Here is a 14,698-nt window from a genome sequence, read left to right as displayed (position 1 = left end):
TCGACAATGCAAGTAGGCTTCAAGGCACTCGCTGACCGCTACCGTATCGCCCTTGCACAGCCGCTACGCGTCGAATCGGTAATTGGTACGACACGTATGACCCACGAGAGCAATGGACATGTCGAACGCAAGTACCCCATCAGCTACCAGCCGTCGGACGACTTTGCGGGGCATTTCGAGTTCGGGCTCAAGTATGAAGAAATTCATCTTGAATTTTTCGCTCGCTTATTTGCTGCCGCCGGCCCCGAACCCGTTGAAGCCTGGTGCCGGCAAACGCCCTTTGGTCAATATGCCCGCCGCACCGGATTCCTTTACGAATGGGTAACCGGACGGCAGCTTGATGTGCCAGACGTCACCAATGGCGGCTATGTCGATGCTGTTTCATCGCAGCATTACCTGACCCGCGTTGAGCCTCTAAGGATACGACGCTGGCGCATCAACGATAATCTTCCCGGCGTGCCAGCGTTCTCCCCTCTGATCCGCCGTACCGAAGCTGTACAAGACGCGCTGCAGTTTGATCTGGGTGCAGCACTGCGAGAACTGAACCAGACCTTTGGCGCCGATATCCTGATGCGCACGGCAAGTTGGCTGACGTTCAAGGAGTCGCGTGCCAGCTTTTTGATAGAGAGAGAGGCAGACAAAGCCGACAGGATCCAGCGGTTTGCCCACGTGATCGCCAAATACTGTGGCCATATCGAGGATCCGTTGAGCAACGAAAGCCTGCACACGTTGCAAGCCGGTATTTTGGGAGACGAGGCTCTCGGGCTGGGCTTGCGGCGCTCGCCGGTCTTTGTGGGGCAGGCGACCATGCGCGAGGACATCGTGCACTACATTGCGCCGCAATTTGAGGTGCTGACGCAACTGCTCAATGGCTTGAAAGCATTCGAGCTGGCAACACGAGGTTCTGAGTCGCTGGCCCGGGCAGCTGTAATCGCTTTCGCCTTCGTGTATATCCACCCCATGCGGGACGGCAATGGTCGGATCCATCGCTTTCTTATCAACGATACCTTGATCCGTGATAATGCGGTGCCTGATGGCGTGATCCTGCCGGTATCAGCCACGATTACAAGTTCGATTGATTTTCGGGCGCGTTACGATCGCACGCTGGAGGTGTTTTCGCGACCATTCATGCAACGCTACGCCGCGTCTTATCGGTTTGGCGAACTCGTCGTCTACGATGACGGCACCCGCAGCAACCTGGTCTTTGATGACTATGAAGATGCGCAATTCGCGTGGCGCTATCCCGATTTGACTGAGCATGTCCTGTATACGGCACAGGTTGTGGCGCATACGGTCCGGACAGAGATGGCTGATGAGGCGCGTGTATTGGTCATTTTTCAGCGCGCTCAGGAGCAGCTCAAAGAAGTGCTGGAAATGCCGGATCAGGACGCAAACCGCGTCATTCGCTCGCTAAAGGAAAATGGCTGGCAGATATCGGCGAAATTGAAAAAAGCGTATCCGCAGTTGGAAGTTGCTCACTTAGCCGAACGGGTAGTGGAAGCGGTGCGATCCGCATTTGAAGAACAAGAATCGGGTAGCGTTAACGAGTGATCGGGATGGGCCTATGCGGCCACTCAACCCCGGGCACCCCATGCTAGTGCGTTACCCAGTCTGACACCGATCAAACGGTGGGAGCTGTCGAACCCCAGCCATGCTGCGATGGGATCACCTCGATCCCCCCCGCCAACCCCAACCCCCCGCATCACCGCTTCAACCGACCCCGATTTTTCTTCTTCGCATGAAAATGCCGAAAATGCGCATCCTGCGCCGCCGCCAACAATTCTCGATCTCCGCGCGTATCGCCCCAGGCCCTGAGCCGATAATCCCCCAGGTCTCCGTACACTGCCTCAAGGCGCAACACCTTGTTCTTACACCGACAATTATTCCCGGTCAGGCGCCCGGTCAGCACCCCATCGACCACCTCAAGCTCAGTCCCGATCAACTTGATCCCGAGCCGGTTGGCAAACGGCTGTAACACCAACGCCGGCGAAGCCGAGCACAACGTCACCTCAGCCCCGGAGCCCAACTCCTGCTCCACCGAAAGCACCCCGGACGGCCGCATCAACCGCGCCCAATTGCGCTGGCAATACTCCTCGGCCTTCTGCTGCACCCACGCCTTCTCCACCCCGGTCATAAAGGTGCGGATCAACTGCGCCTTCAACTCATCCCGGCTGATCTGCCGCAACAAGAAACGCAGCCCAGGCACGGCCAGTTTTACCATCCGGCCATAAAACTCGCCGTTTCCGAAGGCAAACTTGAGGAAGGGCACGAAACTGTCGTGGTGGGTCAGGGTGCCGTCGAAGTCAAAGACGGAAAGTACTTTGGCGTCGATGGGGCCGGCTTCGAGCATGTCTGGGGTCACGGGTTGGCCTCGGTCCTATCTAATATTTTTAGGTGCGTGTCAGGTGTTACAGCGGGAGATTACTCCCGTGCCAATCTTTGGACTTTTGTAGAGCCCGTCGATGAAGGCTACCTATCACTTTATCGGTGCAACACTGATGGCAATTGGGATGCAAGGCTACAGCATTGCTCGTACGATCCGAACCCTCTCGGCGAGGTGGTTAGCGCGATGTGCTTCAAGCAATGGCGAATCAACGCACATAAAAAAGCCCTGAACAAGTCAGGGCTCCTTGATGCTGCTTGGCTTACCCCACTTGTCACGCTGTCTCAGCGCAAGGGGTGTTGATTTACTAGTGTTTATCATGATGACCTATATATCCGATGTCAAAACCTACTGACTTTTGTAACTGATACTTCACGATCAGTAGATTTTTTAGCGACTTGTTCCTCGGCAGCTCAACGTGATCAAAGCGAGCTGAAAAGCCAGTTTGCGGAGCAGTCGCTTCACTCGATTGGCGGGCTGCACGATGTCGAAAGACACACCATGGAAATGGGCGACGAAGACCGTTCACGATTACGCCAGAAAACGGCGGTGTCCATCGCTGAATAGCTGCATGAGTGGATATTGGCTCAGCGTAAACTTGTGCCCGAGGGTTCGGCCACGGGCAGGTCTTAGATTGGAAACGCCGTGTAGCACGGACGCGCTACTTAGAAGATGGTGCTATGCCCATCGGCAACAACCAGATCGAGAACTTGATTCATCCGTGGACACATGGGCGGTCAAACTGGTTCTTTGCTGGGTCGTTGCGTAGCGGCAAAGCGACGCTGTTTGGTCTGCCTAAGACGCGGGAGTTCAGCGTCAGCAGGCGCTCAATAACGTGCTTGGATAAATGTTTGTCGGGGCCCGGATTCGGCCGGGTCTTTTTTTATTTGAGGAATAATTTCTCAGCTTAAGGAGTATTGTTACCTGCATGGTTTAAAGCGCTGCTATCTCGGCTACCAAAAAATGAAATTTATACTCTCCAGAAGTCAGCAACGCTTATGAACGCGGTGCAATTGTTGGTGGGTGGAGCGAGGTCCGCGTGGGCGCGTGGAGTCGAAAGTTTTTTTATCGACTTGCGTAGTCTTTGCCGAGTAAATGTTGCGCTAGGTCACTGCGCTTGATCATACGGATTTGCGAAAGTGGCCGCATTGGACACTCATAGGTTAGCCTGCTTTTTAGTACCAGATAGTGGCTCCTAGACTTGTGGCCCAAATACACATCTGCCTGAGGGTAAGTCAAAAATTTATCAAGTATTTTGGATACTTTTATTGCGTCGCTCCTAGTTACATGTTTTTTATCTCTTGCCGAGCCCCAGGGGGTTAGGTATCCGGAGCGAATGAAAATATCTGTGAAGCTTTTAGTTGATAGTTCGTATTTCGTCGTCAAGCTGGTGATAGCGACTAAATATTCCAGCTTGGATGGAAGTTCTAAGTCGACGTTTTGGAACTCGGGGAAAGCCCGCGATATGTCAGTCCGACGAAAGATGTCAAGTTTATGGTCGTGTTTCAAACCACCTACGATTGGTGAAATCGCCATTTTTTTCAGTTGCTGACGCAAGCAGGTGCTGGGTAAATTCAACCATTTAGCAAGAGTATCAGCGGTTACGAAATTCTTTAAAAATTCATTAGCGCTTTGTTTGGTAATAAATTTATGACGAATATTTTTCACGTCGGATTTTTGCAGTAACCCCTGATTGACTAAGGTCTTTATCGAGTTTCTAGATATTTTCAGTATCCTGTGTGCTTCGTCAACTGAATAAAGATTTTCGTCAATGAAAGAAGATTTGAGGCAACCCGCAATCGCAATTACTTCAGATCTTAAAAAGTACGTGGAATAAACCCCATCTGACCCATTTGCCTCCATCGGAAAGATATTGAGTTCACCCAATATGCGCGTCGTGGATGTATAGTTACATTGTAGAAGGGCTCTTGCTTCGCCCACATTTATATAGGTTTCCTCGAAGTCGTCAATGCTGGCTTGGCTTACAGCGTAACCATTCCCCTTTTTGAGACGGAAACTACACGAAAGCAAACCTCTTCCGATCAGCTCTTTGACAACGCATGGGTGCACATGCATTTGCATAGCAGCCTGAACCGACGAATGCCATATTCCGACCTCACTGCCCGTCAGGTGGGGGAGTTGGTGATGATGTTGCACCTTGTGGTATCTGATCATGGACGTTCGGTTGAGCCAGCCTAAGACGGCGTCTTTTTGTTGAAGACTGATGATGGGTAAGTTTATTGCTGGGCCTATGAGTTCGTCGTCATTGATCCTGAAACGCTTAAGTGTTTTACGTATTTTTTTGGTTGTATAACCCGATTGGATGGAGAGCAATTGGATCGAGGTGTATTTTTTCGAAAATTTCTCTATATCCGTCTGCCTAAAATACCATTGTCCACGAAGCCCTATGATGGGTGATAGCAGGCCGTTCAACACTGCACGTCTTATCGCCGCGACGCTTAGTACTAAAATTTGTTGCACTTGTTTAATCGAATGATCGACGGGGGGAGACTGTCGCCCCAAGAGACGTTTCAATCGTACGTCTAGGAGTACCTCTGCGATCTTGGCTGCAATCTGCCAATCGTAGCAACCATGTCGGGGAGCTAGATCCTTATACCGACGCAGCATACGAGCTTCGATGACCCTTATCGACTGCCACTCCTCGATTTGCGCTCTTGACAGGGAAAAGATGGTCGAGAGGTGGGTGCCTCCATCTTTCTCATAATCAACTGACGTCACGTGGTCCGTGCGCAGGAACTGCCTTATGCAGCGGGAGGTTTCATGTGTAGGGATCGCAGCCAATTTAGCGCAAATGATACGTTTGGGTACGCCCGGGTATATTTGATTGAGCACGGTCAATTGTCGCAGAATGCCTTCTTCGTCGCCGGCAACGAGGGCCAAGGCCATCAGCACCACTGCTCTGGTCGCGAAACAAGTGCTGCTGTCTTTACTACGGTATCCCAGCAGCAGCAGATATCTCTGGAATTTTTCTAAGTCATGTGAGTTTTTCGATCTGAACAGGGCCAGCAACTTAATCTCAATCACCATCGTCCTGGCCTCGCAATGTTCCGACTCAGGCAGTGTTACACAGTGGCAACTGCCAGATAATACTTTGAGTGACGCTAGACTATGACCGCAAACGGGACAGTGGCTTAGGTATTTTCTGGCGTGGTAGGGGCAATAAATTGATAATTTGAGATCTTTGAAGAATCGTTCACATCCTTCTTGCCAGCACGCCGAGCAAAATTGAGGCCCCTTGCTGCAAAGCATCAATGATTCTAACTCAATGCCTAATACGTTCTTGGTCGGTGGCCCTCTAAAGTTGGCTCGAGTCGTATAAAAACAGCTTAGGAAATTTTTCCTATCCCCGAATTCAGGTATGAGATCCGCAATGCGTTGAATGGTGTCGTTATCGGAGTAAAGCAGAGCACCTTCGTGCGAGGTACCCCCACCCAGATGGCATAGTTCAGCTCGCGTTGTGCAGCCGTGTCGTTCTGCCATACGTTTTAGAACGCTGGTTGGGCTTTCCTCTGGCAGAGGCACGGGAATGAAAATTAATTTACTCATGGCTAGTCGCCTGGAAGATTGATATCAGTTCCATTGCATCGATGTAATTTAGCTCGAAGGGATTTGTCGATGCCAAACATTTAGGCAAGTCGATTACCTCACACGCTCGGCAAAAATCTTCTGTTTTTAATTCGCGCGGGTCTCCTCTTTGCAGGCAGTATTTAAGCGCGTCGCTTATGATAAGTCGCATTCTTTTTAAATTGCCGCAGGTGCCCACGTAGAGTGCAGCCGCAATGGCTGGATCGTTTAGGTGAAGTCCGCCGCCCAATTCGGCAATCTCGTACATGGCCAGGTCGAGCTTTTTTAAGATGACCATATAGTCGGCATTATTAACGCATCCGTATTCGAAGTCCGAAAGTTCGGCAAAGTAAGGGTAACGCACGGCAAACGGTTCGTGGTTTTTCCTGATGTCGCGACAAAGCTCGGTGCCCGATAGAATTATTGGAATTCCGGATGTATTCAGCATAGAGACGATCCACTGCAGTGAATCTAATCGGATCTTCTCGCTCACGGTATGGACGCAGAGCAATTGAATTTCATCGAGAAAAATCACTTTGACACCCGCCGTCTTGAGGCAAGTTATCAATCGGTGAGTCAGCCTCTCGACGGTTCCATTAGGTATTTCGTCAATCAGCAGTGACAACATGCGGCTAGTCAGGCCTCTCACGGTTGTAGGGGAGGGAACTTCACAGTAGAAGACCGGGAGCTGGATGTAGACGCCGTCCTCCCGACGAATCACAGGGTCGCTACTGTGAAATTTTTCGAAATATCGACACAACGTGGATTTTCCCGCTCCGCTCGGGCCGCAGAGAATTGCACACGTCGGTTCACCAAGTGCCCGTGTGTTTTCAATCGCGTTTTCTATCTGCGAAAAAGCGCGTTTGTAACTGCCAAAGAAAATGACTCTGTGTTTAAACCTATCCAGTGTGGCTTGTACGTGGGGATTCATAGAGTGGCCTCTTCACACTTGGCTGAGGGACACCAAACCCGCTCAATTTTGTGCAAAACCAGGGCGGTGTGGCAGTCCAGTTCGAGCACGCGACCGCTAGCTTTGGCGCACTAGGCTTAGGTGCCTAGGTCGCGTTGACCTAACAACTTCGCTTAGGCCCACTGGCCCTACCGTCTACTAAAAACAATCAGGTGTGGCCTCCTATGTTCAGACCTAAACGTCTACATCGTCATCAGGGGCATCGTCATGAAAGTGATATTTGTCCGGTTTGCGCGGGTTGACCAAGGACGCAACTGCCTTGCGCTCCTTCCTGATCGATAGGGAACCCTTTTCAGCGCTTTGCTGATGCTTGCGACGTTGCGCCGGCGTCTTGAGTTTGGCCAGGTCGCGAAGAATCTCGGTCCGTGCTCGACGCGCTATATTTGAATCGAAGCGCTTACGCTGCTCGCGCAGGCGCTTAAGGGTCAACTGGTGCATGTGCATCGTCAAACCGCTCTGGTAGTCAGGATCCACTGCTTGCAGCTCCAAGACTTCCTCAGGGTAATCTGGGTGAGACGCCCAGGCTGTTCCCAGATCGCTGGGGTCGTAATAGACCAGCAGCTTTTCGACTTTCGGCTCGCGGTTCGCCAGGTAGGCCACTGCGGGGCCTGTCCAGAACAGTGAGTTGTGACGAAGCCGTCCCTGTTGTGGAGAAGCTTTGAAAGCCCGAAGAAAGTGTTGGTGCAGTTCCGAGGTCGAGTGCCGTTTGGGTGGGAACATTGCTTGCTGGCCTGCCTCCCACGCCAGCCGCGGCGAGGTATTGAGGCTGCTGTGAATACGTTCGCAGTACACGTCCTTTACCCAGCGGCCGAAGATGTCCAGCACGTCCGGGAGTCTCAGCGCCGCGTGTTTTTCGGAGTTGTAGGCGCCGCGTGCCGCGATGCTGGAGAAGGTCGTACCGGGCATCACATGGGCAATCTCCTTTGACCAGGTACCGAAGAATGCTTCCACGTGGGGTTTTTGATTACCGGTACCGGGCTCGCAGTAACAGATCTCACCCCCCATCATTGCGATGGTGCGTTGCAGATTCTTTCCAACAAATTCGCTACCGCTGTCGAACACATAGCGTTCAGCAACGCCCCCATAAGCGTTCTCGGACGAAATCGACAGTTTGAGCGCTTTCAAGGTGGTGTCTAACGAGGGGGGATTAAAACCGATCGTCCAGGCCGTCGGCATGCGGCTACTCACCTCGAGAAAAACCGTGAGATAGGGTCGACCGACGACTTGACCGTCATCGTCCACCACCATCACATGCATTTCCTGAGTATCCGCTTCTACCAACTCGTACAGCCGTGCCGACCGAGGCCGCTTGCGCGTCCATCCCTGATGTTTCTGGGCATATTTTTGACCCTTCTGCGCGACGGCTCGGTTGTAGGCATCCTGTTCGCGCAGGATCCGGTTGAGCGTCGATTCTGAGGGGATCTTCAACTGATCAGGTTCAGGCCTGCTGTCGTTAAAGGCTTGCAACTCCAGGCGAATGGCATCGATCACCTCCGTCTTGCAGGCAGGTTCTTTTTGCATGTAGAGCGTGGAAACCAGTTGCGTGATGATCTGTTGAAATTCGTGTGGCTGCTGCAGAAGGCGGTGTTTGATCTTTTTTCGTTTGGTCGGGACTAAGGCGATGGCACTAAAGCCCGATCTGCGGAAAACCCGCATCCAACCGCGGGCGGTGCTGAAGCTGGGTTGGCTGACGTCGTTGATCTGTTTGGCCAATTCGCTTATTGCTTGGCACGACCCGCTTTTTGGCATGCACCCGTAAAAGCGGTCCATCAGACCCTGAACATAGTGCCACTTACGATCAAACGCAGCGGTGTAGGTGCTGGGCAAGCCGGCCAGGATTTTCTGCGGATCGATCAGCGCCTCCTGTTTTTTGATCAAGTCTCCACGTTTCATGGCTTGAGCCAGTGTTCGAACCGTCTGACGAATAACGATCTTCTGACCTTCCAATGCGCGCAGTTGCACGACATCATCCGCCACGTCGACTATCTGGAATGTCTGTCCCCGATAGCGATAGTGCTCGCCGACTGCGAACTTACAAATGTCCATCATGCCCTCCCTGCACCACGGTCTGGGAAGTCAGCATCCTCTCTAAGTCGATCCGTAGGGTGTGCGAGAAGATAGCTCGGCTTATGTCTTGCGCAGTCATACCTCTGGCAAGCAGAGACCCAACGGTCGCGCGATGATCAGCAAGGCTCATAACATGGCGGTAAATCTTCAGCGCAGCCAGTCGGGTGCTTCCGAAACTGTGGTGGTAGAGGTAACGCAGATTGGAGGTCACTAGTCGTTGTGGGATCTCCACTGGCGTTAGCCACTGAACGCTGGCATCACAGGTTGCTAACTGATTTTCTATTGCCCTTCTCAGACCAGGAGAGCGCCCGTACACCTGATCATCAGGCAACAGGAATCGGTGATAGACCTGCGAGCCGTCGTGCAACTTCAGCAGAAAATCGGCTTTAAAATCGATTTCCGCAAAACGCAAGGCCGGTGGACGGCACTCGTACGTCTGGACGATCTGGCTGTATTCCAAGTGAACACAGAAGTCTGCTTGCAGCAAATTACCGCAGGCTACGGGTTCGCCGCGCTTTTGAGACGGGAAAAAGGTAACCCGGCTGCCCGGTCGGCCTTTGGTGAGGGTTTGTCGTACGACCCTTTCGATAGGCAAGGACGCTGATCTCTGCATGATGATATCGCTCGGTTGACAGTGGATGGACGGAGCGAACCAGATCACTCCGTGCTGCGGTACTGAAGGCGGTAGTGAGCCGTTTGGGGCACGCCACGCCGACGTGCTACTGCTGGAGGAAGCATGTCGGTGATCAAGCCACCCCTCGCGACAGTTATTCTCCAGATTTGCCGTCCGCGAGAACAAAGGCTCGTAGAGGGGCGACTGCCACGTAATGCGTGTACCGAGAACAGCAGGGACAGTTGGCGGGTGTGTTGGGTAGGTTTGGGCCGACCTCCGATTCCGCCTGAAGTGTTGGCCAGATCGACCTTTAAGGTGAACCGGTATGTACGCCTTGTCAGTGCCCAGAACAACGCAGGTCAGCGCGTGCGCAGAAAAAAGAGTGCCGTAAAATCAATAGGCTGCAGACAGCAAGTTGGGCATTGCTGGGCAATAGCCCATATAACCGCTGCATCCGGCAGATCAGCCGTTCAAATGACCATCGATGTCGAGGATAGGGTCGGCAAATCAATGCGTTAGCGGAACTCGATTTCCGCATAACCCAAGGCGTTGGGCGCCCGACCTAGAAGGTTCTAGTAATGGTATGTAAGAACGCTATAGTTCTGTACGGGGTGTGCGGGGGCGGAGGTGGTCAATGACGATACTTTCTTGTACCAGCATCAATCGCTGTCGCATGCGTTTTCTGGGCGCCGCGCTGTACGGGCTGTCCGGGGCTGATAACCGCAGTGATTACGCGCGCTTTTGCGATCTTCTATACCGCCCCGGTTTTTATGCGGGCATGGACGCGGAGCAGATCAGGGCGGTACCTTTGAACCGCAAGTGGTATGCGTTGCTCGATCATGGGGTGCAACTGAAAACGGGGTGCCTGCAGCGACTGCTGCACGGATGTCCGGAACTGGGAAAAGTGCTGAACAACGAACTGTGGACGGTATTGGGCTGGGATAGCCAGGACCCTATGGTCGCGGTACGTTTCATTGAAACGCACCAGCCGCGCTGTCGGGCGCTGGAGGGGTCTACCTACCGCGGGCGGGTCAATGCGCGAATGAAATGGGCCTTAGGAGTGCCTGACTGGACGCGGTTGGCTGTACCTCTGGCGCTCTTAGCCGACGTCGGTCATCCTTTGCAGCGGCGATGGCTGAATGAGCATTTTTGCAATTATTTGGCGTTGGCCTCTCTCGCGCCCCCCCAGCAGGATTGCTTTGCCGAACTGTGGTCGCTGATCAATGAGTGGCTATGTGCGCGTCAGTCCATACGAACTAAGCGCCTGCAATTTCACTGGTCTCCCAATCGGGCCTCGTATGAGTTGCGCCGTTACCGTTTTGAGCAAGGACGCGACGTCATGATAGAGCGCGGTTGGCTGCCCCAGCGTGAACACCCATCGAAAGCCGATCTGGCGATGCTGTGGTGTATCTACCTGGGGGGACGACCGTTGGTGCGAAAATTGTTGAAGAGTTTGTCCCGTGGCGTAACGCATTGTCCACGGTTGCTCCGGCAGTTGATGAGGGAACTAGATCCTCGTCTTGATATTACAGGCGCGAACTAGAAGCTGAACGCCCTATGCCGGAGGAGTGGGTGGCGAGGGGAATTTATTGAGGCCTCCCTCGCTCCCAGGATCAAGCGGGTGTGGAGATTTTTTTTGCCAGCAGTTCCTGCAATTCATGAGCGCGTCGCTGCTCTTTCCGCAGGGCGTGCGCATCGCTGCGTTGCCGTTGCAATGCTGAGCGCAGGCGACTGCGCTGCTCCGTTAGTTCAAGGCGTTGTTGGGCTTGCTCTGCCTGCCACCGATTTTGGTTCTCCTCGCATTGGCTCAACTGTTGCCGATAGGTCTCGGCCTCTTGTTCCCACTGCGACTGAGCATGGCGAAACTGCTGCCGGTCGGTATGGGCCTGCTTGGTCTCGAGTCGGCGCTCGGCCATCAGCCGCTCCTGGTCCCGGTACAGTCCGACCAATTCCTCCTGTTTTTGCAGCAACGTGTTCTGCAGGCTCTGTTTTTCCAATTTCAAGTGCTGCACTTGCTGGTCGTGGCGGTCGAGATCCTGGTCGCGCTGGCTGCGTTGCTGCTGCCTGAAGTGTTCTAGTTGGGTCTTCAACTGATCATTGCGCTCCTGCAGAGAGATGATGGTGGCCGCGTGTTGATTCAGTGACTGCTGGAGGTCGCTGTGCTGCTGATTCAGTTGGTCACAAGCGGCGTGCTGTAGGCCGAGCTGTTTTTGCAGCGCCGCTTCGCGGCGATGGTAATCGTCGAGTTGCCCGTCGCGGAGGCGACCTTGCTCGTGCAACGAATGGATCAGTTCGCGCTGCTGGGCCTGCGTCTGTTCATGGCGGCGCCACGCTTCGTCGACCTGTGACTGTTCCTCAGCCACCTGCAGACGGGCTTCTTCGGTCACGCGCTCGGCTACACTTTCCACATAGTGAGCCAATTCGGCACTGAGGGTGGTGGGGGCGGGCGGGGCGACTGGGGTGACGAGCTCCTTGAGGTAGCGCTGGATGGTGCTTTTAGACCCGGTATTGCCCAACTCCACACGCACCGCGTCAATGCTCGGATGAACACCTCGGGCGAGCAAGGCGTCACGGGCGATGCGCACAACCGCTTTGTTGATTCCGCCGCGGGCCATGGCCAACGCTCCTACGATTTCGTGGTGGTATATGGAGTATGGAATTACAAGTGTACAAATGCGCGTCCCATTGCTTTCGAGGCGACGGACTGACGTTCGAGAATCCTGATTTCCCACACGTGAGGCAGTTTTTCGGCGCACGGTTGGTTTTTAGCGGTATGCGAGGAACAGATGGCATGAAAACCCCGGCGGAGCGGTACCTCAAAGCAGCACGGCGCGAGAGCACGCTGCGGCGCTATCGTCAGGCGGTCGCGCACTTCGAAGACCAGTGGGGCGGATTGCTGCCCGCTTCCAGTGAAAGTCTGGTGCGATACCTTGCCGAGCACGCCGAGTCGCTATCCAGCAGTACCTTGCGCACGCATCTGGCGGCGCTGGCGCAGTGGCACAAACTTCATGGTTTTCAGGACCCCACCAAGGAGTCCAAAGTCCGCGATATCTTGCGCGGGATTCAGGCCGAGCACCCGCGCATGGTGCAGCAAGCCGATGCTCTGCAATTGGAGGCGTTGGAGGAATGTCTCGCCGGTTTGTCCGAACAGACCGCTTCTGCCGCCGCTGGCGAACGGCTGCGTGCACTGCGCGACCAGGCGTTGATCCTGCTGGGGTTCTGGCGAGCCTTTCGCAGCGATGACTTATGTCGTCTGCGTATCGAAGACATCCAGGTCCGTACGGGGAAGGGGCTGGAGATCTTTTTGAGCAGTGGCAAGACTGATCGCCAAAACCAGGGGCGCACGGTCAGCGTCCCGGCGCTGAAACGTCTCTGTCCGGTACAGGCCTATGAAGCCTGGCTGTACGCCAGCGGCTTGCAGAAGGGGCCGGTGTTTCGCGCGATCGACCGCTGGGGCCATGTCGCTCTAGAAGGCTTGAATCCGAACAGTGTGTCGCGCTTGTTGCGGATGGCGTTTGCCCGCAATGGCGTGGACGGTGCAAGCCTCAGCGGGCATTCATTACGCCGCGGTTTCGCAACCTGGGCCAGCCGCAATGAGTGGGGTACGAAGGCATTGATGGATTATGTTGGCTGGAAGGATGTGCAGTCGGCACTGCGCTATGTAGACACCAGCGCGCCCTTTGGCGATTTAGCAAGATGACGCTTGCCTCGCGTCACTAAGCCCATTAGCGAGGTGCTTGGGTTACGGGGCGTTAGCGGGATACCGCCGACTCGTCTTTGGCTCATAACGTTAGGCTGGGATCAACAAGCCGCACGTGCGGCATTTAATGCCAAATCATGCGAGACGCTGGCTCACCAAAGCAGTTGTTTTCTGAGTGCCTACTAAGGAAATCCTGAAAAAGACTTCCTGATTTGGCAAAATCTCCGGACACCAATCGCCGAGCTTTTCAATGAAGCAAATGGCCTTCGCCGATGCCGAGTACGCCGGTAAGCGCAAGCAGACCCGCAAGGAATTGTTCCTGATCGAGATGGATCGGGTCGTACCCTGGAAGGGTTTGATTGCCCTGATCGAACCTCATTACCCGAAGGGCGAAGGGGGTCGTCCGGCCTATCCTTTGATGGCGATGCTGCGGGTTCATCTCATGCAGAACTGGTTCGGTTACAGCGATCCTGCGATGGAAGAAGCGCTGTACGAGACGACGATCTTGCGCCAGTTTTCCGGTCTGAGCCTGGAGCGGATCCCAGATGAAACTACCATCCTCAACTTCCGTCGCCTGCTGGAAAAGCACGAGTTGGCCGCTGGTATTCTCGGCGTGATCAATGGCTATCTGGGCGACCGCGGCTTGTCGCTGCGACAAGGCACCATCGTCGATGCCACGCTGATTCATGCGCCCAGTTCGACCAAGAACAAGGACGGCAAACGCGACCCTGAGATGCATCAAACCAAGAAAGGTAACCAGTATTACTTCGGTGCCAAAGCTCACATTGGTGTCGACGATGAGTCAGGGCTGGTGCACAGCGTGGTGGTCACTGCGGCCAACGTCGCGGACATAACCCAAGTCGACAAACTGCTACACGGTGCTGAGAACGTGGTCTGCGCCGATGCAGACTATACCGGTGTCGAGAAGCGCGAAGAGCATGCGGGACGCCACGTCATCTGGCAGATTGCAGCCCGGCGCAGTACCTACAAAAAACACGGTAAACGCAGCGCGCTGTACAAAGCGATGCGCAAGATCGAGAAAGCTAAGGCCCAGGTTCGCGCCAAGGTTGAGCACCCATTTCGAGTGATCAAGCGTCAGTTTGGTTATACGAAAGTGCGTTTCCGAGGCTTGGTGAAAAACACTGCTCAGATGGTGACGCTGTTCGCCCTGTCGAACCTTTGGATGGCGGTATGCGTCCGGCCAAGTCATCTACCCAGCCCCGCAAAGCCAAGACATGGTGTGCACTTAAATTTGATCTGACCCCGAAATGTTGGACGCCTTCTATGCCCGCCGTGCTTGAGTCCTGTATTCCACAGGGCTCAGGCCACTTAGCTTCAGCCTGATTCGCGAATGATTGTAGTAGTGTATGTAGTCCTCTA

11 protein-coding genes and 1 pseudogene are annotated in these 14,698 nt (G+C 54.1%); 5 read left to right on the top strand and 7 right to left on the bottom strand.

Annotated features, from left to right (window positions below):
- Positions 1-6: 6 nt before the first annotated feature.
- On the top strand, positions 7-1,551 hold the full coding sequence (locus tag AACY52_RS00060) for a Fic family protein (protein ID WP_339436058.1): 1,545 nt from the start codon (positions 7-9) through the stop codon (positions 1,549-1,551).
- A gap of 151 nt (positions 1,552-1,702) precedes the next feature.
- On the opposite strand, the gene AACY52_RS00055 is transcribed toward AACY52_RS00060, so the two are convergent.
- Complete coding sequence (locus AACY52_RS00055; protein ID WP_339428509.1) at positions 1,703-2,350, bottom strand: HAD-IB family hydrolase; 648 nt, start codon at positions 2,348-2,350, stop codon at positions 1,703-1,705.
- A 432-nt stretch (positions 2,351-2,782) separates the two neighbouring features.
- Between AACY52_RS00055 and AACY52_RS00050 the strand changes: the two are divergent.
- Positions 2,783-3,159, top strand: a pseudogene (locus tag AACY52_RS00050) (transposase); the annotation flags it as partial.
- Positions 3,160-3,448: 289 nt separating this feature from the next.
- On the opposite strand, the gene AACY52_RS00045 reads toward AACY52_RS00050, so the two are convergent.
- From AACY52_RS00045 to AACY52_RS00030, 4 genes are all read right to left on the bottom strand, one after another.
- On the bottom strand, positions 3,449-5,950 hold the full coding sequence (locus AACY52_RS00045) for a TniQ family protein (RefSeq protein WP_339560153.1): 2,502 nt from the start codon (positions 5,948-5,950) through the stop codon (positions 3,449-3,451).
- Positions 5,943-6,899 carry an ATP-binding protein gene (locus AACY52_RS00040; protein ID WP_339560152.1) on the bottom strand — a complete coding sequence of 319 codons (957 nt, stop codon included), beginning with the start codon at positions 6,897-6,899 and terminating at the stop codon, positions 5,943-5,945. The genes AACY52_RS00045 and AACY52_RS00040 overlap by 8 nt, the downstream gene beginning before the upstream one ends.
- 213 nt (positions 6,900-7,112) lie before the next feature.
- Positions 7,113-8,984 carry a hypothetical protein gene (locus AACY52_RS00035; RefSeq protein ID WP_339560151.1) on the bottom strand — a complete coding sequence of 624 codons (1,872 nt, stop codon included), beginning with the start codon at positions 8,982-8,984 and terminating at the stop codon, positions 7,113-7,115.
- Positions 8,971-9,600, bottom strand: coding sequence for a hypothetical protein (locus AACY52_RS00030; protein WP_339560150.1), 630 nt, complete (start codon positions 9,598-9,600; stop codon positions 8,971-8,973). Before AACY52_RS00030 ends, AACY52_RS00035 begins: the two co-directional genes overlap by 14 nt.
- A gap of 652 nt (positions 9,601-10,252) precedes the next feature.
- Between AACY52_RS00030 and AACY52_RS00025 the strand changes: the two genes are divergently transcribed.
- Positions 10,253-11,161, top strand: coding sequence for a hypothetical protein (locus tag AACY52_RS00025; RefSeq protein ID WP_339560149.1), 909 nt, complete (start codon positions 10,253-10,255; stop codon positions 11,159-11,161).
- A 70-nt stretch (positions 11,162-11,231) separates the two neighbouring features.
- Here the strand turns inward: AACY52_RS00025 and AACY52_RS00020 are convergent, their stop codons facing one another.
- Entirely contained in the window at positions 11,232-12,233 is a 1,002-nt protein-coding gene (locus AACY52_RS00020; protein ID WP_339560202.1) for a DNA-binding protein, read from the bottom strand.
- A gap of 176 nt (positions 12,234-12,409) precedes the next feature.
- On the opposite strand from AACY52_RS00020, the gene AACY52_RS00015 reads away from it, so the two are divergent.
- Together AACY52_RS00015 and AACY52_RS00010 are read left to right on the top strand one after the other, a co-directional pair.
- Positions 12,410-13,318: a site-specific integrase gene (locus AACY52_RS00015; RefSeq protein WP_339560148.1), complete on the top strand. Its 909-nt coding sequence runs from the start codon at positions 12,410-12,412 to the stop codon at positions 13,316-13,318.
- Positions 13,319-13,568: 250 nt separating this feature from the next.
- Complete coding sequence (locus AACY52_RS00010; protein WP_339560147.1) at positions 13,569-14,579, top strand: IS5 family transposase; 1,011 nt, start codon at positions 13,569-13,571, stop codon at positions 14,577-14,579.
- Between the two features lie 21 nt (positions 14,580-14,600).
- On the opposite strand, the gene AACY52_RS00005 is transcribed toward AACY52_RS00010, so the two are convergent.
- Positions 14,601-14,698: IS3 family transposase (locus AACY52_RS00005; protein WP_146186410.1), on the bottom strand; the 98-nt coding region annotated here is incomplete at its 5' end.

Origin of the sequence: Pseudomonas sp. EA_65y_Pfl1_P113, from assembly GCF_963970525.1 — a bacterium.
Lineage (GTDB): Bacteria > Pseudomonadota > Gammaproteobacteria > Pseudomonadales > Pseudomonadaceae > Aquipseudomonas > Aquipseudomonas tritici.
Note: the sequence above shows the minus strand (reverse complement) of the source record. Positions and strands in the feature narration are given on the sequence as shown.